Source organism: Tolypothrix tenuis PCC 7101 (genome assembly GCF_963874875.1).
GTDB lineage: Bacteria > Cyanobacteriota > Cyanobacteriia > Cyanobacteriales > Nostocaceae > Aulosira > Aulosira tenue.
In genome coordinates this window covers 3996951-4019775 of the sequence record NZ_CAWNJS010000001.1, presented here as the reverse complement: position 1 = coordinate 4019775, position 22825 = coordinate 3996951, and the positions used below count along the sequence as shown (strand labels likewise).

General features: G+C 39.8%; 18 protein-coding genes. 7 read left to right on the top strand and 11 right to left on the bottom strand.

All coding sequences use genetic code 11. The features are described 5' to 3' along the window. Positions 1 to 49 precede the first annotated feature (49 nt). The 3 genes from AACU25_RS16380 to cas3 form a co-directional block, all read right to left on the bottom strand. Positions 50 to 1069 carry a PDDEXK nuclease domain-containing protein gene (locus AACU25_RS16380; RefSeq protein ID WP_096577321.1) on the bottom strand — a complete coding sequence of 340 codons (1020 nt, stop codon included), beginning with the start codon at positions 1067 to 1069 and terminating at the stop codon, positions 50 to 52. 158 nt (positions 1070 to 1227) lie between these two features. Then, positions 1228 to 1560, bottom strand: coding sequence for a hypothetical protein (locus AACU25_RS16375; RefSeq protein ID WP_096577319.1), 333 nt, complete (start codon positions 1558 to 1560; stop codon positions 1228 to 1230). Between the two features lie 234 nt (positions 1561 to 1794). Next, positions 1795 to 3972, bottom strand: a complete 2178-nt coding sequence (cas3, locus tag AACU25_RS16370) for a type I-D CRISPR-associated helicase Cas3' (protein ID WP_096577317.1) — start codon at positions 3970 to 3972, stop codon at positions 1795 to 1797. Between the two features lie 96 nt (positions 3973 to 4068). Here cas3 and AACU25_RS16365 point away from each other — a divergent pair, with 96 nt between their 5' ends. The 5 genes from AACU25_RS16365 (at position 4069) to AACU25_RS16345 (ending at position 12562) form a co-directional block, all read left to right on the top strand. Then, the gene (locus AACU25_RS16365; RefSeq protein ID WP_096577315.1) at positions 4069 to 4938 is read left to right on the top strand and encodes a helix-turn-helix transcriptional regulator; all 870 of its coding nucleotides are present in this window, start codon (positions 4069 to 4071) and stop codon (positions 4936 to 4938) included. A 1099-nt stretch (positions 4939 to 6037) separates the two neighbouring features. Beyond that, the gene (locus AACU25_RS16360) at positions 6038 to 6874 is read left to right on the top strand and encodes an SDR family NAD(P)-dependent oxidoreductase (RefSeq protein WP_096577313.1); all 837 of its coding nucleotides are present in this window, start codon (positions 6038 to 6040) and stop codon (positions 6872 to 6874) included. 137 nt (positions 6875 to 7011) lie between these two features. After that, entirely contained in the window at positions 7012 to 8181 is a 1170-nt protein-coding gene (locus AACU25_RS16355) for a hypothetical protein (RefSeq protein WP_321206812.1), read from the top strand. Positions 8182 to 8662: 481 nt separating this feature from the next. After that, positions 8663 to 9724, top strand: coding sequence for a ribosome small subunit-dependent GTPase A (rsgA, locus tag AACU25_RS16350; RefSeq protein WP_096577311.1), 1062 nt, complete (start codon positions 8663 to 8665; stop codon positions 9722 to 9724). 585 nt (positions 9725 to 10309) lie between these two features. Continuing rightward, positions 10310 to 12562 (top strand): GAF domain-containing protein, encoded by a 2253-nt coding sequence (locus tag AACU25_RS16345; RefSeq protein WP_096577309.1) that lies wholly within the window; start codon positions 10310 to 10312, stop codon positions 12560 to 12562. Positions 12563 to 12816: 254 nt separating this feature from the next. Here AACU25_RS16345 and AACU25_RS16340 read toward each other — a convergent pair whose 3' ends face one another. From AACU25_RS16340 to AACU25_RS16325, 4 genes are all read right to left on the bottom strand, one after another. Beyond that, positions 12817 to 13308, bottom strand: a complete 492-nt coding sequence (locus AACU25_RS16340) for a quercetin 2,3-dioxygenase (RefSeq protein ID WP_096577307.1) — start codon at positions 13306 to 13308, stop codon at positions 12817 to 12819. Between the two features lie 112 nt (positions 13309 to 13420). After that, positions 13421 to 13990 (bottom strand): NADPH-dependent FMN reductase, encoded by a 570-nt coding sequence (locus AACU25_RS16335; protein WP_096577305.1) that lies wholly within the window; start codon positions 13988 to 13990, stop codon positions 13421 to 13423. 10 nt (positions 13991 to 14000) lie between these two features. Further along, positions 14001 to 14798, bottom strand: a complete 798-nt coding sequence (locus tag AACU25_RS16330) for an SDR family NAD(P)-dependent oxidoreductase (RefSeq protein WP_096577303.1) — start codon at positions 14796 to 14798, stop codon at positions 14001 to 14003. Between the two features lie 41 nt (positions 14799 to 14839). Continuing rightward, the gene (locus tag AACU25_RS16325; protein ID WP_096577301.1) at positions 14840 to 15325 is read right to left on the bottom strand and encodes a DM13 domain-containing protein; all 486 of its coding nucleotides are present in this window, start codon (positions 15323 to 15325) and stop codon (positions 14840 to 14842) included. A 330-nt stretch (positions 15326 to 15655) separates the two neighbouring features. On the opposite strand from AACU25_RS16325, the gene AACU25_RS16320 reads away from it, so the two are divergent. Then, positions 15656 to 16951, top strand: coding sequence for a GAF domain-containing sensor histidine kinase (locus AACU25_RS16320; RefSeq protein WP_096577299.1), 1296 nt, complete (start codon positions 15656 to 15658; stop codon positions 16949 to 16951). Positions 16952 to 17233: 282 nt separating this feature from the next. On the opposite strand, the gene AACU25_RS16315 is transcribed toward AACU25_RS16320, so the two are convergent. The 3 genes from AACU25_RS16315 to AACU25_RS16305 all read right to left on the bottom strand — a co-directional run bounded on the left by AACU25_RS16315 (position 17234) and on the right by AACU25_RS16305 (position 20348). Continuing rightward, positions 17234 to 18880 carry a purple acid phosphatase family protein gene (locus tag AACU25_RS16315; RefSeq protein ID WP_096577297.1) on the bottom strand — a complete coding sequence of 549 codons (1647 nt, stop codon included), beginning with the start codon at positions 18878 to 18880 and terminating at the stop codon, positions 17234 to 17236. Positions 18881 to 19126: 246 nt separating this feature from the next. After that, positions 19127 to 19921: a TIGR01548 family HAD-type hydrolase gene (locus AACU25_RS16310; protein WP_096577295.1), complete on the bottom strand. Its 795-nt coding sequence runs from the start codon at positions 19919 to 19921 to the stop codon at positions 19127 to 19129. Between the two features lie 61 nt (positions 19922 to 19982). Next, positions 19983 to 20348, bottom strand: coding sequence for a four helix bundle protein (locus AACU25_RS16305; RefSeq protein ID WP_096577293.1), 366 nt, complete (start codon positions 20346 to 20348; stop codon positions 19983 to 19985). A gap of 249 nt (positions 20349 to 20597) precedes the next feature. Here AACU25_RS16305 and AACU25_RS16300 point away from each other — a divergent pair, with 249 nt between their 5' ends. Continuing rightward, the gene (locus tag AACU25_RS16300) at positions 20598 to 20897 is read left to right on the top strand and encodes a 30S ribosomal protein PSRP-3 (protein ID WP_045870192.1); all 300 of its coding nucleotides are present in this window, start codon (positions 20598 to 20600) and stop codon (positions 20895 to 20897) included. A gap of 10 nt (positions 20898 to 20907) precedes the next feature. Here the strand turns inward: AACU25_RS16300 and AACU25_RS16295 are convergent, their stop codons facing one another. Next, on the bottom strand, positions 20908 to 22650 hold the full coding sequence (locus AACU25_RS16295) for a serine/threonine-protein kinase (RefSeq protein ID WP_096577291.1): 1743 nt from the start codon (positions 22648 to 22650) through the stop codon (positions 20908 to 20910). Positions 22651 to 22825: the final 175 nt, after the last annotated feature.

Here is a 22825-nt window from a genome sequence, read left to right as displayed (position 1 = left end):
CTCCAGTTTGTTGAATAATCGTCAACATTCATTTACTCATTTTAAAACTTTATTCAAATCCTTCGAGTAATTTGGCAACTTGTTCAGGAGCCGGAAGCTGATTTTTTAATTCTTGAGGTAGTGTTGAAACTATTTGATACGTTCCTACACCAATTGGTTTATTAGACTCCTTCAGTGCATATTCAACAATCGTTCTCTGCTTAGATTTACAAAGTATAATTCCAATGGAAGGATTTTCATCAGCTAGCCTTACTTTGTCATCTAAAACAGCTAGATAAAACTGCATTTTACCGACATATTCAGGTAAAAATTTACCTATTTTCAGTTCTATTGCTACTAAACACTTTAAACTGCGATGATATAATAAGATATCTATAAAATATTCTTCATCATCAATTTCTAAGCGATATTGACTACCGATAAAAGCAAATATTCCACCCATTTCCTGTAAAAATGGTTCAACTCTTGTTAAAATTGCCTCCTCTAGCTGTCGTTCATTATGTTCATCTGCTAGTTCCAAAAATTCAAAAGTATATTCATCTTTAACTGCAAGTTTTAATTGATTGCGAATCTCTGCTGAAACAGTCTGGTCAAAATTGGTTTGATTTAGCAGAGTTTTTTCATAAGTCTGATTCTCAATTTGGTGAATCAAAACATTCTTTGTCCAACCAAACTTACGAGTCATTTTGATATAAAATTCCCGTTCTATGTCATCTTTGCACTTCTCAAAAATGACTATATTGTGAGTCCATCCAATTTCTCGCACCATTGGTGCGAGTTTTTCATTCGCGGCATAAGTTTCATAAAAAAGCCTCATCCGCCAGAGGTTAGCAGTAGAAAATCCAGTAATTCCAGGAAACTCTGTCTGTAAATCTTTTGCTAACTGTTCCACTACAGATTTACCCCAACTATCTCCCTGTTGTCGGGTAACAATCATCTGCCCAATATCCCAGTACAGCGCAATGAGTTCTTTATTAACTGCCTTCAGTGCTTCATACTGGGCAGAACGTATGCGTTGTTTTACTTGCACTAGTAGATTTGTGTAATCATCTGGAATTGGTTTACTCATAGTGACAAAGTTTCAACTTATTGATCGCGAACTGACTGAGGTGCATATACTAAACAGGCTTGCACATTTTCCCAGTCAAACCAGGGATAAACTTCTAATAGGTGTAATAAGTGTTTTGAAATTAGATTGTTGATGTCGTGTACACTGCAAACAACACCTTAGTCTGATGGTTCGAGAAAAGCCAAACGATTCTCTAAGTCCTCATTTTTGGAAACTAGGTGTCTCAAATATGGAATTTCTGCTTCTATAAAACTGATTAATTCTTGGTTTTCTTGAAGCTGACTAGTATTTGCGTTTGTGAGATTTTCTAATTTGTTAAGTTTTAGCAATATTTCTTGATTTTGCTTTTCTAAAGTACTGATGCGACAGTCATGCTTGTAGATTTCCTCAACAAGCCGATGAATCAGCATTTGGTTAATCTGTTGGAGCTGATTGATGTCAGCATTAAGTACGCATTTCAACAGGTGGGGGTCGGCATTTTGGTTTTGCATTTGCCTGTATCAGATAAAGGTACAGTAATTTCAGTTCACAGTGTATTGACCACACAAACTTCTTTATCTTGACTAAAGAGTTTGTACTATACTTATACTGTAAGTCAAAGTCTAAGGCAATAACATACTCTAACTCCCTATGAGGGATTGAAACAATACTCTGTGAACGTATTACTGTTCCTTTTTCTGCCTTTAGACTTTGAATCCCATAAATCCCTATGAGGGATTGAAACCTCAAGCAATCCATGTCTCATCTCCTTTACTTTTAAAGGTGTACGCCAGCGTATCTAGCAGCAGTGCAGAGTGACCAAACGCGATCGCATACGGTGTGTTAGCATCATGAACGCTGTACTTGTCGCTAATCGGGTAAATTTGAAAATGCATCGGTAGCCGTAGCCGCATCCGCACTTCTGCAACCGGACGGCGAAGCACATAACATACCAAACCCTGTGTTTTTAAGCGTTTGTTTATCTCCCTAATCCATTGGTTTTCTGGTTGCCAAACTTCTATACCTGTTAAAACCTGGACTTTCCAAGCATCAGCTATTGGTTGCAAGTCGCCGGGGTAAGTAAATTTCCAGTTCAACCGTTCCTCACGGTAAGAACGCAGCTTGATAAATGCTAGACAGTGGGCAAATCTACCTTTGGCAATAGGTTGTCCGGTGCGTTGTGCGGTTTCTTTCAGTGTCCGTGTAAATGCCGCCTCAGTCCACATTTCAATATCTAAGTTGCTCAAAATACCTGGTAAGTCGTAGGTTTTAAACCTATCAACTTCGTTGGCTTCGGTTAAATCATATAAACCACATTGCAAAGGACTAGAACCACGAAAACTAGCAGCATCTTCAGCAATAGGATTTCCCGATTTTCCAGAGATTTCTTGCCATTCTTTAGCCCATCCTTTTATCCGTCCCGCCATCGATTTCAAACTGGTATTAAATACTTGCTCGCTGACTGTTTGAAATTTATCTCGGCTTTGGGCATACTGTTGTTGAATAGTGCGATCGCTTAATTGACAACATAACCAAAAAGACTGTACAGCACCCCAACGGCGATAATATCCCTGAAAATCATTAATTTGGCGATATTGCTCTTTAATGGTGTTTTGTAAAAATGGGCGATCGCAAATACAATTAACTGTTAAGGGTGGAGATTCTACCTGAAATAAACGCTCGACTAAAAAGTTGGGTACAAGCGCATAAGCTGTGAAATTTGCAAACTGAATTTTCTGCCCTTCTTTGTCATAGCCATCATGTCTGCCTAACCTACCTAAACGTTGAATAAAGTTACCTGCATCGGATGATTCAAAAATCAGAAAGTTAATTTTAAAATCAACGCCTACATCAATTGTACTTGTACCAATAACTAAATCAGCAGCAAGGCTTTGTTCTTTGATTGCTTTCCCAGAAAGTCCGGTGTTTTCGCCTACTTTTAAACCGTAAGGCTGTAAAATTTCTTGAAAAAATGGAGTTAATCGCTTGACGGACGCAATAGAATTGAGAATAATTGCGCCTTTACTACCTGGATATTGTTGAAATTGATTGACAATCAAATCAACATTTTCTTTTAACCAAGTTTCTGATGCTTTAAAAGCTGGTTCTAATGGGATAAAATTTAAAGCGATTGGTCTTGCTACTTGCCGCCATCCTTGAGATTTTAATTGCTGTTCTTGTTCTTCAGTCTCAGGAAATTGATATTTATTTTGTTCATGGGGATTAATTTCTCGACAACGAAAACCTGCTATTTCTAGTTTAGTAATTAAATTTTTATCTGGGGTGGCTGAAAGAAACAGGAATTTTTTGCGGCGATTGGTGCAGCGAATTAATAACATTGTATTAATAATACTGGCAATCTGTGGAGCAGCAAATACATGAAATTCATCTACAAGAAATAAATCAAAATCTTTATCGATTCTGCCCCATAATTTATCTGGACTATCACCCTTAATAATATAAGCACCGCGATGTAAATAATGGAAAATATCAGGGTTAGTTAATAATGCTTCTCGTTGACTGGTGAGAGTTGCGATCGCAGCACTTTTCTTTAAGCCTTCATTTTCTGCATATATTTCTAAATCAGCACCACTGAGTCGCACTACACGGGGTTGATTTGCAGGTTGAAATGCTGCTATATAGCCTTGAATTTGTATTTCTTGGTCGCGCGCTAATTCATTAGTTGGGTAAAGTCCAATAGCCGAAGATTCACCCTGAAGCACTTCTAAATATGCAGCCAAGCTTTTACCATCGCCTGTCATGGCGGTGTTGAAGATGACATCAATATTTGGATCTCGCAAAGCTTCTAAAGTTGCTGCTTGATGCCAAGATAATGACCAATCTTGGGGTAATTGTACACCTTTGGGTGTGGGGACTGTTTGGGAATAAACAGATTTGAGATTAATTTTGTAACTTTCGGACATAAACTTAAATAGTGTCCGTAACTGGTTGTTAAAAACAATATTGGCACGCAAAATAGAAGTTGACAAGATATATCCGTATAAAAGTGTCCGTATAAAATGAGTAGAAAGGGTCAGTCTATAACTTTATCGGTATCAGAACGAGATAAAGCCGAGTTAGAAAACTTAGCGCTAGAGTTTGGGATGAAGTGGGGCGATCGCCCAAATATCTCTAAACTAATAGAAGCGATCGCTCGTCATCATTTAATTATTGGTAAAAATCATGACTGGACAGAATCGCGTCTGCGTGCTGTTCATCGTGCAATGCTTGCATTGGCTGATATTGGGCAAAATGAGCAAGCGCAGATAATAGCACAATTATTACTTGAGCGTAGCGAACTACCTATACCTCTGCGTACTGAAATTGACAATTTTTTAGGAAACTTACCCCCAGCTTGGCGTTTAGAAATAGATCGTTACATTTTACGCGAGCAACCATTTCAACTGAGTTATCAAGATGCGAGACAGCATATCTGGAATTTTACTGTCCGTTACGCCAAAGTTACGCCCCACGAAAAGCGCCAATATCTTGATTGCTGGTGTGAAGAGACTGAGGGTAACTTGGATGTAGAAGACTTACAGCACAATTGGAGTTTACGTTTAGATCGGATTCAAGATGCTGCTGTTTCGCCGATTGTTGGTGAGTGGCGACGTTCTGGGTTAGCAGAGATAGATGTAGAAATGCATCTGTTAGCTGGTTTAGCCTTTGCTTATCAAGCCAAACTCGAAGACAAAATCAATGAATGGCTACCAGATAAAGCAAAAGTCAAGCGCGTTGTCAGGCGTGTCTCTAGTACCTTTTGGTTTATTCGGGAGGTAATGCAATATGCACCCGATTGTGTAATTGTCGCACCAGAAAATGTGCGATCGCTTATCCAAGAAAAAATTAAAACTCTGTATCAAAACTATGGTTTAGATGTTTTTTCCTAATAAAGAATTATTTGAAATTTTAACTTCCTTCTGGTAGCAAGAATTTCAGTGGATTGAATGTTCCTCTGTACGGATTGCTGAATTTAAAATTTTAGCCGATAAAGCGCTAAATAGACAACAAAAAAGAGTGAAATATACTGTTAAAAACTTACTAGGTTTACTTTTAAAATAAGTAGCGCAGAGTATGGTTATTTTCAGATATTTTGCATTCTTCCTTGTGCTATTAGTAGCATTATTATCAGCCCTAAAGCAAATGAGTCTGGCGCTGGATGAAGGCAATCTTGAAAGCTTTACTTTGTGGACTAGTATAGCTTCCTTCATCGCAGGGTTACCAATTATGTTGTGGTAAATCTGCCGCATTAATTGACTGTAGCAAAATGGTTATTTATCAGGGTAAGAAATAAAAACTAATTTTCAATTCCTGGGAAAATATGACCAATACTGAGATATAGATGCGGTTCGGTAACTTTAATAAAGCTCTTAAAATTGCGTCGTACCTAATCGATTACTAGTTCATAATTTAACTTGATACTTTTGGTGTATTAGCATAAAAAGGCGGACAAATCCCCGCGATCGCACTCACAGCTGATGCAGGAGAATCGGATCAACAACAAGCTTTAGCAAGATTTAGGATGTGTTACGCTGTCGCTAACACATCCTCCTACTTGAGCGAGATTTAGATCCCCAGCTTTTTGAAAAAGTCGGGGATATTGGCAGCAAAACACATCAATTACCAGGAAAATGCGATAAATGGTATCAAAACCTCAAGAATCAAGAAAATAATATCGATGCTACAGGTTAAATCCATTTTAGCTAAATAAATTCTCTTAATGTGCCAGAAATTGAAAGCATAAAATTATGGTTTTTTTACCTGCATACTGCGATTTTATAAATAACCTGTAAATCATTTTTCTGAATCAATTAATTCACTTCAATTGCAATTGTAAAATAAATATAAGTGATTATTTAAATTCATTACAATTCTTGGCTTTTGTTGAGTTAATTGCTAATTTATAGGCGAAGAAAATTTTTGGATGGATACAGTACAATCTATCCTGAAATTTTGATTTCTATTTTTTTAACTTAATTGAGATAAATTATGATATCAAAACTAGCAATAGTTACAGGTGGCACCCGTGGCATTGGTTGGGGAATATCGCAGCATTTGGCAAAAGATGGCTATGATTTGATACTTGGCTTTAATTCCAATGAAGAAGCAGCATCAATTGCGAAAGCTAAACTGGAATTAAACTATGGCTGCAAAGTTTCCCTGATTAAAGGCGACGTAGCAGAAGAATCTACTATTGAAAAAATATTTCAATGTGTAGAAGATGATTTTGGCGGTAAATTGACAGCATTAATTCATAATGCTGGTTTATACGTCGGCACAACCACATCTTCTCAATCTCAAAGAGCAATTTTAGCTACTAATGATTCAACTAGATTGTTAGGTACTGGTAAGTGGAATAGTTTTGACAAGTACGACTACTATCAGAATGTCTATCCTAAATGCTTGATTAGATGTGTCGAAAAAGCTATCAATTACATGGAAGACAAAAACGGCTATATAGTAGCAATATCTTCTCCAGGATGTAACAATACTCAAACGCCAAGATTAGACTATGTCATGCCAGGTCAAGCGAAAGCAGTTGTTGAGTTTTTGGTAAGAAACTATGCTAAAGCACTGGCACCACGACAAATCACAGTCAATGTAGTTATTCCTGGTTTTGTGAAAACTGACGCGTGGGAATTTGCCACTGCTAATAGAGGCGGAGTAGATGGCGATGCTATGAAAAATAGAATCGAAAATACACCTATGCAACGTTGGGCTTCTGTGGAAGAAATTGGTGCAGCCGTAGCTTTTTTATGCTCTGTGCAAGCTGCATTTATTACTGGAGTCGCATTACCTGTTGATGGTGGTTTACATCTAAGTTGAGCATTTTTTGGCGATCGCACCGCTGACAATCTAGTTATCCTCAGATGCAACAATTACAGCCACGAGGATAAATAATTGTTAAGCGATCGCGGCATAACGGTTTATGAGAGTGGAAAAAACAGAGATAATTTGCACCTATGGGTGCTAAAGATATCTACTGCCGTTCAATTAAACCGTTAAGTGAGGATACGGAAGTTTTTATGCGAGTAAATGCTATGGCAATGACTCTAGTGATGTCAGTGGCTGCGATGCAGAGTGCTTACGCCCAAAATACTGATGTCACAAGTGAGCCATTTATGAAAGCCGCGCTGACTGTGATGGCATTCGATTACTTTGCCACGGAATGCAAGCAGGGTAGTGGCTTCACCGCTAGCGATGCTGCTAAAGTCGAAGCGTGGGAAACTACCAACGGTGTCGCTCAAATCCGCGCTCGCTTACCTGAACTCGATCGGCACCCCACCCAAAAGCAACAACTCGATCAAGCTCTATCTATAATTACCAAACAAATCACCACTCAAAACGCCAATATCAATCCTTGCTCTGTGGCGCTTTCGGTGTCCCGAATGCCCGATGCTCAATTTGCCAAAGTATCGCCACAACTGCTCTCGCCAGTAAGTAAACCACCCAAAACACCCAAAAAGGCAGAACAGCCTGCTGCCAAAAAACCAGAGTCTGTTACTTCCTCAACAGACAACGAACTTGTGAAGCAGATTGACAGCTTTGGTTTCAATTCACGCACAGTCATGGGTATTGGTGGTTTCTTAACCACTGATATCTATCCTGTTGTGCTGTTTCGCAACGGAGATGCGCTCACCAACGTCGAAGGGCTATCCTTTAGCGGTGGGATTGCAGCTCACAAACGCGCCAAACCAGACGAATGGACGCGCTGGCGCAGTCAAGGTGGCAAAATAGAACTGGCAAACAAGGACGGCTGGGAGGCACTACCTTTCTCGAAGACATATCCGAAATTGCCGAATAACTTTAAGCTTAACGGATTATTCCGCTCACTTTCTGGCACAGGTAACATTGCGATTGGAGGTAGCCAGTCAGTTGTAGCTTGGCAGCAATATAGCTTTTCGCCCGATGGCCGAGTCGTGCGTGGTCAAGGTGCTGGTGCCAGTAACGACTCTTTTGCTACCGGCAGCATAGCACCTAATGAGCGCGGTCGCTATCGCGTTGAAGGGCTGATACTATACATTAATTACGATGATGGCTCAAGCGAACGTCGCATCTTAATTACCGATCCCACAGACCCCAAAAGTGTCATCTGGCTTGATGGGGTTAGCTATGTACGCCGCAAGAAGTGAGCTAATCCTGTAGAGACGCGATTAATCGCGTCTTTCCAACCCCAAAATCATGACGAAAAATTCTGAACTCATACCATTTTGAAAAAAGAACGCGACAGATGGGTAGGGGCACGGCATCCGCAATCTTTTGGCATATCAAATATCTTACTGGTGCCGTGCCCTTACAAAGGATTTATCTGTCGCAAACATTATTTGAGTTGGTATCACCCAGTATTTGTAAGTTAGGGATTTGCCGAAATGAGATAATGTAGTAATGTAGATTATTCTTGTAGTACATCAGAGAGGAAGAATCATGAATGAATTGCCAGCCGTCCGGGTTCTCTTCACAAACTCAACCACAACAAGGCGCAGAGATTTTCGTTCAGTCCTCCATTTACAGGGATGATACTCGAATTTACAGACACTAGAGACATTCATCTAAAAAAGTGTCCGCCTCTGTGCGCCTTGTGTATAGCAAGCAGCACACATCGAGGAAACTTCAATGAATTTAGATTTTTTAGGCTGGAGTGACTTTTTTACTCACAGTTTTGCACCCTATCGCCAACAAGGTTTTAGCGTTGCTAGGGTTGCTATTGAATACAGAAATACTTACATCGTCTATAGCGAACAGGGAGAACTCACAGGCGAAGTTACAGGTAAACTGCGACATCAAGCTACCCAACCGCAAGATTTTCCGGCTGTTGGCGATTGGGTAATTATTCAGGCGAGAGAGTCAGAGGGAAGCGCAACTATTCACGGAATTTTGCCGAGAAAAAGCAAGTTTTCCCGAAAAACCGTTGGTAGTAAAACTCAAGAACAAATTGTTGCAGCTAACATTGATACGGTGTTTTTGGTGTGTGGACTTGATGGCGACTTTAACCCCAGAAGAATTGAGCGCTATTTGATTCTGGCTTGGGAAAGTGGTGCAAATCCCGTCATAGTTTTAAATAAAGCAGACCTGTGCAACTCTTTAGATGAGTATATATCTGAAGTCGAAGCTGTTGCTCTTGGGGTACCAATTTTGGCATTGAGTGCCACCACAAATCAAGGATTAGATGCTTTAAAAACTTATCTTCAACCAGGACAAACAGTGGCTTTATTAGGGTCTTCTGGTGTAGGTAAATCTACTTTGACTAACCAACTTAAAGGTGCATCAGTGCAAGCCGTACAATCAGTGCGTCGCGGTGACGACAGAGGTAGACACACAACGACAAATCGAGAATTAATCTTACTGCCAACAGGTGGCTTAATTATCGATACTCCAGGAATGCGAGAAATTCAAATCTGGGCAGGTGATGAAAGCTTACAAGGAACCTTTGCAGACATCGAAATTTTAGCCGCAGAATGCCATTTTCGTAATTGCCAACACAATAACGAACCCGATTGTGCCGTGCAACAAGCATTACTTGACGGAACACTTGATTATTCCCGATTTCTCAGCTACCAAAAATTGCAAAAAGAACTGAACTATCTTGCCCGCAAACAAGACCAACGGGCGCAATTAGCCGAGAAAGAACGCTGGAAGAAAATCCATAAAGCCATGCGGAATCATCACAAAGGTTAATGCTGAATAGCTGGGGGAATTTCCAGAAAATAAATTATCTAATTTACAAGAGATAATAAGCTGTTCCATATTTAACTTGCATAGATTGGGCGGGCAAGATGTCCACCCCACAAGTAAATATACAATTTCAGATTATGCAAACTAGATGTGGTTTAGCTTATCTGATTTCTCCCCCTGCACATAGAGACGCGATTAATTGCGTCTCTACGGCAATAAAGCGATCGCATATTTTTTTAGTTGGAAGCCTTTGAAGAAGAGCTAAATATTAGATGAGGTAATTACTGATCAAAAATATCCCTATTCATATTTCAGCCATTAGATACAGGAAGATCTGCTACCATAGTTCGATAATGGGTATATATAAGTAGAATTGGCACAGTTTTTTACTTCATAAACCGTAACAATACTGAATGCAGGAAATGTTGTAGTAATGAAGTGATTAAAACTGATAAATTTTTATAATGTGCAAATAGCGTGCAAAATCATGCAAGGCAGCTAATTACGATCCAACGGATTAGCAGGCTTTGTGGTGGAAAACATCAGGGGGCATCTACGTACTTATACATTATACCTACGTAGAAATAAATGACAGCAGTGACTGAGTACTCACAGGAATTGGCAGCAGGAACAGGCGAAGAAGGATTACTATATCGTATAACCGCTAGGATTAGGCAATCACTGGAACTTAAAGACATATTAACTACCAGTGTTGCAGAAATTCGTTCCTTTCTGGGCACAGATCGCGTAATGGTATATAGATTTGATAGCGACGGTAGTGGTGAAGTGGTTGCTGAATCTATACATCAACAGCGTCTACCATCACTGTTAGGTTTGCATTTCCCCGCAGGGGACATTCCCCAAGAAGCGCGTGATATGTTTCTGAGAGCGCGACAACGTTCAATTGTGAATGTAGCCAATGGCCGAATTGGGCTATCGCCGCTAGATAGTCCCGATACTGGTAAATCCTTGAGTAGCGAAAATATTTATTATCGAGCAGTAGACTCTTGCCATATTCAATATTTAACAGCAATGGGTGTGCAGTCTTCCCTAGTGGTGCCAATTTTACACCACGATCCCCAAGAGCAAACAGCAAGACCTCGCCTGTGGGGATTGTTGGTATCGCACCACAGCACACCGCGAACAGATATGAAGCAGGAATTACAAATAGTACAGCAAGCTGCCGATCAAATATCAGTAGCGATCGCTCATAGTACCCTACTCAGTCAAGCGCGTGCAGAACAACAGCGAGAAGTAGTCATTAACCGCATTACCAATCTCTTACATTCCCAACCCACAATTCAATTGCAAACTGCCCTAGAAGCAACAATTAATACTTTGGGTGGGGTAGGTGGCAGACTTTATATCGAGTCAACTAAAGAGTCATATACCATCGGTGAGCAACCATCACTACCAGATGAATCAGCCAGGATGGTCATGGAAGAACATCTTTTATGGCAAGATTGGATGAATGAGAGCAAAACAGGGAATATTTGGGCGATTAATGACTTATATAAAGAGCCACATTGGGAAGAGTTAGCTCCTGCGTTCCAATCTACTCAAATTAGGGGTATGTTATTAATTCCCCTAAACTACCGTCAAAATTTTCTTGGAGTTCTAAGTATTTTCCGCAAGGAAGTTGAGATAGAAATTATGTGGGCGGGACACCGCGACACTAATGAGCAGCAAAAGCTACCCCAACTTTCATTTGCAGCTTGGCTAGAGCAAAGAAAAGGACAAGCACCCCAATGGAAGCCAGAAGAAATTACTTTAGCACAAGCTTTAGCTGATCAATTTGCGATCGCTATCCAACAACAGCAAATGTACCAACAGGTACAAGCTATAAATGAAAATCTAGAAAGTTTAGTAGAAGAACGCACCGCCCAACTGCAAAAATCTTTAGAACTGACTAGGGTAGTTAAGCAAGTTGCCAATCAAATACGTAGTAATTTGGACTATAAGCTTACCTTGCAAACTATTGTGCGGGAAGTGCGGAAACTGCTGAAAACAGACAGGGTGTTAATTTACAAGATTCTAGAAAAATTAGAAGGTGAAGTCATTGTTGAAGATGCAGATAATAACTTGCGTTCTATTTTGGGGATGAAAACCCCATTAGAATGCTTCCCTGAAGACTATGCTCGTCTTTACGTCAGGGGAAGAGTTAGAGCAATCAACAATGTAGCTTCCGAAGATTTGGCTCCTTGTCATCGAGAGTTTTTACAGAGCCTGCAGATTAAAGCAAATCTGATTGTCCCAATTACGATGAATAACCAATTATGGGGGTTAATTATTGCCCATGAATGTTTTGCTCCCAGAAATTGGCAAGATGAGGAAATGGATTTAATGCAACATCTTGCAGATGAAGCAGTACTCGCCATTCAACAAGCACAATTATATGAAAGCAGTCGCACAGCAGAAGCTGCTGCGAAAGCCCAAGCTGAAGAGTTAGTACAAGCCCTACAGCAAATCCAACAAACACAAGCACAATTAATTAAAAGCGAAAAAATGTCTAGCTTAGGGCTATGGGCCTTAGGTGTAGCACAAGAAATTAGAAACCCCGTTAATTTTATTTATGCTCAACTTTCTGATCTCAGTGACTATACTCATCAACTGCTAGAACTGATCCGTCTTTACCAGTTGTATTACCCTCACCCTACTGGGGAAATTTGTTATCAGACAGAAACAATCAATTTGGATTTTTTGACTAATCACTTACCTAAAATTTTGTTATCAATGAAGCTACAAGCTGAACGCATTAACTCCATGATGTTATCTCTACGCAATTTTTCTTACTCAGATTTATCATCAGTGAAAGGTGTAAGTCAGCATGAAAATATATAAGATTGTTTGATTCATTTAACCCACATCTATTTTGCATTTATAAAATATTTTAAAATATTTTATGGTGGAAATATTAAGTGGGAAATGATGCAACTTAAATATGGATTTGATGACAGCGTGCAATATCAGCAAGCTTAAAGCGCCATGAATTTAACAAGTTGAGATGGCTAGGGATACACAGGATAAAAATTTTTATTCTCCCTTGTATCCCTATAGTTTTATTAAATACCAATCCAAAATCCAAACTCGCAAATTTAGTGATTCTCCGTTTGTGGAGGAATAATTTCTAAACCGTATTTTGGTGCAGATACCATAATTTTTTCGATATCTGCAGGAGTAACAGTAGGTGATTGCGACATTTCTGTTGCAGGTACACCTATTTCCATGAAAAATTTCTCTAAACCAGCTGGTGTCACCCAGCATAATAATTTTGCAGGTTGTGTACCAAGGTTTGTAAATCTATGCAGTTGACCTTTAGGAGAATGCAGAAAAGTACCAGTTGTTGCTATTAAGGTTTGTTCATTCAACTGAAATTCTAATTCACCTTCTTGAATATAAAAAGCTTCGTCTTCGTGAGTGTGAATATGGGGTGGTGTCCCATGTTGGGGTTGAACAATCATCTCAACTAAAGTGTAGGCTTTACCTGTATCTTCACCCACCGCTTTAAAAGTATATAAATCCCCCAGCACCCAGTAAGCAGAACCTTGTCCTGGCTGCTGTAATATTCCTTGTAAATTGATAGTCATGCTTATTTCCTCCTATGATGTTTGGTGTTGGGTTTTTAGTGATTTCCCCATTACCAATTACCAATTACCCATTACCAATTACCCATTACCCATTACCTAATCCCCAATCTCCTCATTCCAAATTCATTATTTCCCGTCCATATTTGAGAACTGTTGACATCCAAATTAACTCGTCCATAAACCTTGACATTCGACGAATGTATGTTGGTTTGTCAATTAAATTACCTGACTCATCAAATAAAGTCTGAACTTCGCTAAAGTTAAGGTCATAAAAAATCGTCACCAGTCCCAACTCCCGCATTACAGGTAAAAGGTTTTGAATGACTCTGGTACCGCCAAAAGCACCTGCTGACACACCACATATCCCTACGGCTTTATGGATATACTCTTTAAGACAGGTATCAAGTACGTGCTTTAGCAAACCAGGATAACCATGATTGTATTCGGGTGCGACAATGATTAAGCCATCGGCGCGTTCAATGGTGGCGGAAAATTGCGGATCTTTGATTGATTCACCTGCATCATCAGTTGCGATCGCTATATTTCTAATATCTATCAGTTCAGTCTCCAGGCGATCGCGTGTGGCAACTTGTTCCACAATAAATTTAGCGACATATTCACTTTGGCGACCTTGACGGGGAGTGCCAAGGATGACTGGAATAAATAAAGATGAATTTAACATAGTTTTTTATCTACTGTTCCTGATAGTTCCATAACAATCCACCATCAACAAAGAAGGTGCTACCTGTAATGTAGTTAGCATCAGCAGAAGCTAAGAATGCAACTAGAGAAGCAACATCCTGTGGTTGTCCCAAACGTCCAAGGGGAATATTTTGTAATAGTGCGCCCAATTTTTCAGGGTTATTTAAAAGTTTAGTATTAATTGGAGTTTCTATTGCTCCGGGCGCAACATTATTAATTGTAATTCCCAGAGAACCCAATTCAACTGCTAAGTTGCGAGTTAGCATTTTCATCCCGCCTTTACTGGCACAGTAAGCCGTAAAGTTGGGAAATGGTAATTCTTCATGGACGGAACTAATATTAATAATTTTTCCCGTTCTTTTAGTTTCAAGTAAATGTTTTACGAAAGTTTGCGTGGCAAAGAAAACTCCTTTTAAATTGACATTCATTACAGCATCATAATCGGCTTCTGAGACTTCCCAAAATGGTGCGTGTTTTTCAATTCCGGCATTATTTACCAAAATATCTAATTTACCAAAATGCTGAATGCTTTCTGTAATTAATTGTTGTACCTCATCTACACTTCCTAAATCTGCTTGAACTGTGTAACCGTGAGATTGGCTACACTGAGCCATATAACACTTACCACCAGCAGCTTCTACCTTTGCTAGGGTTTCCTCTGCTCCTTCTGGATGAGAGCGATAATTAATCACAACATCTGCACCTTCTTGAGCCAAACGCAGTACAATTCCTTGACCGATTCCTTGACTGCTACCAGTAACTAAAGCAACTTTTCCTGCTAATTTCATAATTATTTCCTTGTCAGCAATTCTAATTTTTTAGGTAAGTTTTAACCACTCAACCGCGCTACGCCAAAAGTGGCATTAAATTTCCGACACCAAATAGCGGCTGATTTATAATCAGCTAAATTAATGTTGTTAGGAATGGCATAACTTTGAGCACCACTATATTTTTGTAAAGGTGCAATAATCACATAATCATCTTTTTTTAAAGGATATGCTGGCGGCTGAGTTGATTTCAGCACGTTATCTGAACGATGTAAGATGACTACTAAATCTGGGCCGGAAGTAGAAGTTTTAAAAGACTTATCTAGTTCCAGAACAGATTTGCCATTTTTGGTAGTAATGCGAACTATGCCTTGAGTTGTGTGTTCACCAGAAATAAAAGCACCAGATTTATTTGCAGAGACATTTTGAGCAGTTGCTGTTGGACTCACAGATGCATTAACAATATCCTGATTTTTCGAGACATTTCCTACACAGCTAACTACGATTAGAGAAACAGCACTAACTATTAATAAAGGTTTGAATTGCATCACTCAAAATCCTGTTGCTTAACCTTTAAAGTAATTATTGCTTTGTTACTCAAGATAAAAATTATGCTTAACTAAGGAATTTCAGGGCTGAAGCTGAAATTTTACCCTGAAATTTCTTATAGTTTTCTCAGCAAAATCTCAATTTTGAGTTGGCATTGCATATTTTTAAGTTAATTTAAGCAAATATTCATAACTGTGCTGTATACGCACGGCATCTATCTCTAGTAGAATTTGGCTATAAAATCCCTGTAATCTCTACTTTTTATTGAGTAGAGGAAATTTATTCATTAATTTTTTCATTCTTTTTCATAAATCCGGTAACTTATATCCATGAGCAACACCAGTAATAGCCAAATATTGGTACAACACCAATCTTGGCAGCGTGAACGCAGAATAATTGAGCTTTTATCTTCTTTAAATTATCGGACTGGTGAATTAAGCAGCTATTTGCATAATATTGCTTGCGGAGTTAGCGAGTTAATAGCAGTTGATTGGACTGTTGTTACCTTTTGCCAAGAAGGTTTTGAAACTATTTTAGCCAGTAGTCTTGAAATACCTGAAGATGCACCGCGTGTTTATGCATTACATGGTCGGCTAATTGGTACAGTCATGGAAAGTAAGCGGACGTTAGCCGTTGAGGATGCTATTACTAATCCCAAATATGGCAAACCTGCTGAAGGTTATAGAGCATATTTAGGCATACCTTTGCAAACTTCTCAAGGTCAAGTATTTGGGACAATTTGCTCTTTTCATCAACAAGCACGTGAATTTACATCTGATGAGATTCAAATTGTAGAACTATTTGCGGAACGTGCAGCCACGGCAATCGATCACTATCATTTATATCAAAAACAATGTGAATTTAATCAAAAATTAGAAGCAGAAGTGGAAAAACGTACAGCAGAATTGAGAGCAACACAAGCTAAGTTAGTGGAACAAGAAAGATTAGCTGCCATTGGTGAATTTTCATCGATTATTGTCCATGAAATTCGCAATCCCTTAACTACTATGGTGATGGGATTGAAGTATTTTAAGAAAACTATGTTGACGGAAGCTGCTCAAGAGAGATTATCTTTAGCATTAAGCGAAGCTGGTCGTTTAGAACGGCTACTAAGTGAAATTTTGCTCTACGCTAAACCTCAAGTATTGCAGCTTTGTGAATTGGATGTGAATGATTTTATTCGTGATTTGCTGTTAACAATCCAGGAAATGCCAGAAGCGTTAAACCGAAAAATTGAATTTATCCCTGCATCTTCTGCGGTTACAATTTCTGGGGATAAAGACAAGCTGAAACAAGTTTTTATTAATATTGTCCGCAATGCTTGTGAAGCTGTTGCGGATGGAGATATTATCAGGTGGGAAGTAAATACTGCGCTACCTGGGGAAGTTTGTATTAATGTACATAATGATGGCAATCATATTCCATCAGAAATTATTTGCAAGCTTTCTCAACCATTTTTCTCAACAAAACCAGAGGGTACGGGTTTGGGACTTGCTATTACTAAACGCATTGTAAATGCTCATGGTGGTCAATTCTGTATTCAGTCTCAGCCGTTAATTGGAACTGATGTTAGCGTGCAATTACCTGTGGTAATTAGCTGTTCTAAATTGAACTGGGAAGGTTGAAAAGATGTCCAACCGACAAGATGATATAATTTTCAATCTTGGATTTTATAACAATTCAAATAATGTTTGTAACCGATAAATTCTTTATAAGGGCACGGCATCCACAATTCTTTGGCATATCAAATATCGTACTGGTGCAGTGCCCCTACTCATCTGTTGCGTTCTTTTTTCAAAATTGGATTAGATTTTGAATTGGGTTGTTTATTTGAAATATAGAAGATATTATCTGTAGCGAAACAAAACAATTTTGGTGCGTTGCGCTGCGCGACAACACACCCTACATCAGGCTTTCAGCGTGAACTCATCAAACTTAATTACCTGAGAATCCGGTTTTCGAGTATCAAAACGATAGCTGCTAACTGTACCTGTGGCTGTATCGAAAATACTAAAAACTGTGATGTCGTTACTTGCAATATAAGGCATGGTTTTACCATCTTCTCCTAATAAGGGAGAGATTGTTGGTACTATTGGCTCTAGACCATTTGGGTCACCAGATATAACATATTCTTCTTGATATCCAGATGGGACTTCTCGCTTTCTCTCACCCCAAGCTGCACCATAAGAATTGCCAACATTGGATGTTTCTAAAAAGTGCATTCCACTAGAACTAACAAAGCGATTCCATAAATGAGAATGCCCATATAAAACAAATTGCACATTAGCAGATTCTAGTAAAGGCATGACATCGCGGATGAGGTAATCAGCATCTTTAGGATATTCGTAACGCACTGCTTTGATATTGCCAAAATTATCTCGTTCAATTATTTGCACTGGATCTGTGTAAGCTGGAACGATGTTATCACCCAAAGTATGGGGTGGATGATGAAACATTACTACTTTGTATTTTGCTTGTTTAAATTCATTGCTATTCAGTTCTGCTTCTAGCCAATTATATTGCTGGCTACCTTTAGCAATTGGTTCATAAATTAACTGTCCATAACCCCAATTTTCAGGATTATTGAAATCTTGGGTAATTTCGTCATATCTACCTTTATACTTACCATTCAAGTAAGGACTGCGCCACATATTAGTTGCGTAAAGTACGACCAAGCGCACATCACCAAAGGTAACAGCATAATATCGCTTTCCGCCTGTTTTACTTGTTGGTAAAGTAAAAATTTCTTCGTAAGTATCGGTATTAAAAGAATTATCTTTTAGGGATTTATCGCTATATAATCTTTGAGCTACAGCGCGGGGAATCGTATCATTAAATTCATCATCCAATGTTGCAGTTCTTTGGAATCTTCCCATCACCTCATGATTGCCAATACAGGGAAACAAGGGTGCGTGTTGAATGATTTTACCGCCAGTATAGGAAGTTTTTACGCCATCGTGGTTCATTTCATAGTTAGCGCGTCCTTGTAACCCAGGAAAGAACGCACCACCGCGATGATCATCAAACCATTCGGAAGCGCGATCGCTTATATTAACTAAATCACCAGCAAACCACACAGCGTCTACTCTGCCTACTGTCTCAACCACCTTTTGCAGATTTGCTGCTGTCATTGGTTTGAGTTGATGGTCTGAGGTAAGTAAAATTTTCAATGGTGTCCCTGGTTTGGGGTTAGGTGCAAGGGTAAAAATCTCGCTGCTGACGCTTTCCCCATCTTCCCGCACACTCGTAATTTGATAATTCACCCGCACACCAGGAGTTAAACCAGTTACTTCCGCCTCATGTCGCCAAATATCACGCCAAACAGGTTGTTGATAAACTTGGCCATCTCCAGCTTGCTTGCCGATATATGATCGCTGATCTTCTCTGGTGCGACTCAGTTTAATTGTACTTGCTCGGGCAGTCTGAGCGAGATTTTCCCCATAATTGACTGTATGTTTACTACCAGCGAACTCTGTAAACCAAACTACTCGCACTGAGTTTTCAGTTGGTAGTTGCAAAAATGGATCAGTCAGCAATTGCGGTGCTGATGTCATAATTGTTTGCCCAAATGAATGCACGCTTACCAGCGTTAAGCATACAGTAAGCAGAAATCAAAGGGCTAGGGCTACTATTTTCTAACGGCGGCGGAAACTTTTAATCATGGGTAATACCAATTCGTAATTCGTAATTTACGCCGGATATGAATCAAAAATGTTCCTGATCCCATAAGGGCTTCCCGATTCGCGCAAAATCATAGTTTTGGTATTACCTATGAAATTATAAAAGTCAGATGCAAAAGCTTAACCGTCTAATTTTTGAATTTGCTCTGGTGTTAATTCTTGCACATTACTCAAAACTATAGCTGCGCCTGCTTTTTTGAGGGTTTCAGCATAAGCATCACGACGCGCTGCGGTTTCCTGCACATGAGGGGGTAAAACGCCTACACCAATCCAAGTGCGGTGCGGTTGCTGATTGCGCGCTTTTTCTACTGTGTACATATCAGCTACGGTATCTCCTACATACACCACAGTAGGTAAAGCATCACAGCCATTATCTAAGATTTGTACAGTCGCAAAAAGTCCTGTGGGATCGGGTTTACCTGGTGCATCTTCCATTGAAATCAAGACTGGGGACTGTAAACCCAGACGTTTTTGCAAAACATAGTTAGCCGAACCACGAGTAGCACCACTAAAAAATCCCCAAGCAATATTCGCTTGCGTGAGTTGTTCTAAGTAGCTGGGTTGTAATAACAAGGGTTCATCACAAATATAGCCAGTGAAATTGTTGGGATCTGTACCTCGGTAACGGGATTGAAAAAAGGTAACTATATCGTTGTAATCAAGTTGTAGTTGTTCTCGCGGCTGTCCTTGACTCTGGAAATAACGGTAAATCAACTCTTGGGATGCTTCCCAATCATTATTCCAAACACCTTCAGACTTCAATTGGTCAATCTCTAATGGTGTGGGGCGATACGCTTGATTGGTAAAATACTCAACAGTGTCTGCGATCGCGCGACGATAGGAACCACTAACATCACGAATCACACCATCAATATCAAAAACTGCGATCGCTTTTGGTGAGAATTTTTCTGTCATAAATATAGGGCATGGGTCATGGGGCATGGGGCATAGGGCATAGGGCATAAAGAAGTTTGTTCTATTCTCTATTGCCGATAGCTTTTAGATAAGCATTGAGTTTGGGTAATAGTTGATCTAGAAATGGCTTTAATATGCTTACCTGTTCAGTTGTCAATAGCTTTCTGGTGTAGGCTAATCGCAACCAGCTGATAGTTTCGTATAAAGAACCTCTAGCAATTTTGACAAAACGCCGATTGTCTTGGTCATTATACCTACCTCTGCCCTCTGCTATATTGACACAAATACTATCAGCAGAGCGAACAATTTGCTTACCCATAGTATCTTGAGAGAAATTATCCCATACCTTCACAATCTGCCAAATTTGATTCGCTAGCTTTTCAGCTAATTGATAAACCTCTAAATCTTCAAAATCAGGCCTTCTCACACAATTCCTCTAAATTAAGGGACTTGCCAATTCAAAAAATATTCCATAGTTATTATTGACAGTTCACAGCCAACGAATTTAAGCAAAATAATTTATTTTCTAGAATTTCCTCATAACTAATGCCCAATGCCCAATGCCCCATGCCCCATCCCCAATGCCCAAACTATTTACCCATCTGGTATGGTATTGCGTTAAAATAAGCGATCGCTGACTTAGTAAGTAATGCTGGGATATACTCCGGAGGTGTGATTGACCAAGTTTATTTTGAAAATTCTTTGGTTAGACGAGAACGTTGCTCTCGCAGTAGACCAAGTTGTAGGTAAGGGCACCAGTCCTTTAACCAAGTACTTTTTCTGGCCCAGAAATGATGCTTGGGAAGAGTTAAAGAAGGAACTAGAATCTAAACACTGGATTAGTGACTTGGATCGTGTTGAGTTACTCAACAAAGCCACAGAAGTGATTAACTACTGGCAAGAGGAAGGCAGAAACCGTCCGATGGCAGAAGCGCAACTGAAGTTTCCCGAAGTGGCATTTACAGGTAGCGCCTGATATTGCCGCATTAGCTGCCCTGCTGTTTTACAAGGTGCCACAATTTGATGGTCTTGTCCCTGCTGCCACTAGCAATCAGTTGTGCATCAGGGCTGACAGCAACAGTAGATACAGAGTCGGCATGGCCAGAGAGAGTAGCAATTTCTGTTGCTGTGCTAACATTCCAAAGTTTAACAGTGCGATCGCGACTGGCACTAATCAACATTGTGCCATCCGATGTGAAAGCCAAGGCTAAAACTGACCAAGAATGGCCTAACAGTGTGGTAATTACCTGACCAGTGTTTACCTCCCACAATTTAATGGTGTTATCGTCGCTACCCGTCGCTAAAATTTTTCCATCGGGACTAAAAGCGACAGTCAAAACCGCCCATGCATGACCCGAAAGGGTGCCTAACAAGGTGTAATCTGGGCGGTTTTTAAATTCTCTCGCTTCCGAAAGCTGCCACAAGCAAATTGTGCGATCAAAACTGGTGCTGGCTAAAAGCTGCCCTTGAGGGCTAAATGCTACGGAATTTACCTGTAATTGGTGTTTACTCAAAGTAGAAATTTCTTTGCCTGTATTTACATCCCACAGTTTGACTGTTTTATCCCAACTCCCACTAGCCAAAATTTGCCCATCAGGACTGAAAGCCACTGATTTAACGGCGTGTGAATGTCCAGCTAAGGTATAAATTTCTTGTAATTGATTGACATCCCACAATTTGATAGTTTGGTCATCGCTAGCTGTGGCTAATAGTTTGCCATCAGGACTGTATGCAACTGATTTTACTGCTTGGGAATGTCCAGATAGGGTAGCTAAGGGTTTTTGACTATTTACGTCCCAAAATTTAATAATTTTGTCATCGCCACTGGCTAACGTTGTGACCTCAGGGTTGAAGCTAACACAGTTTATCCCTGCACAGGCGCTAGGAATGCCACTGAAGGTATGTATGCATTGCCAACCGCCGATAAACGCAGATGAACGCAGATTATTGGTTTTGTATGTAATTCCCATTGCTAGTAAGACTTCATCAGCAGATTGGAAGCGGCGGCTGAGGGATTTTTGCAGCAGTTTGTTAAGGATTTTTGTGAGTCTTTCGCTTACCTGATGTCTCAGATAATCTTGCCAAACCCAGCAATCATTGGCGACATCGTATAAATCAAAGGGCGAAACTTCGGTGAGTAGGTAAATGCAAGTGACACCTAGGCTATAAATATCACTAGCAAAAACTGCTTTTCCCCTCGCTTGTTCTGGTGCGATATATTCCGGGCTACCGATACAAATTTTACTGATCAACTGGTCAATTACGCTCACCAGTTGAGCTGCGGCAAAATCAACTAGGACTAATTCTCCAGCAGCAGTGCGGATAATATTTTCTGGTTTGATATCGCAGTGGATGATATTGCGATCGCGAATAAATTTGAGAACAGGTAATATACTTGCTAACAGTTGCCAAATTTGATTTTCGCTGAAAGTTCCTTCTGCTTCCAGTATGGTAGCCAAATTACTGCCTGCGATCAATTCTTGTACTAAGTAGCAATATTGGTCATCTTGAAAATGGGAAAGTAAAGCCGGAATTTGAGGATGTTCGCCTAGTAGTTTTAGCTGCTGTGCTACTTGTACAAAGCTTTCTGGTGTTGGATGGCGATGCGAAAATTGTTGCACAACGCACGGAACAGGAGGAAATTGATTCTCATCTACAGCAAGGTAGGTTTTACAGAATCCTCCCTTCCCAATTACCTGGAGTAAACGATAACGGTTTTGTATCAGCAAAATTTCCTGCCAAACTTTCAGCCAGATTACATCTATGGTAAATGGACTTGCAGAAGTCGGGAAAAGGTCTACCCCTACGGGGAAGCAAGCTACGCGTAGCGTCTTTGCAAGAGAAGGGGCTTCTGACTTTTCCCGTTATCTTTTTATCGCAGTGATCGCGATCAGGAACGGCTAA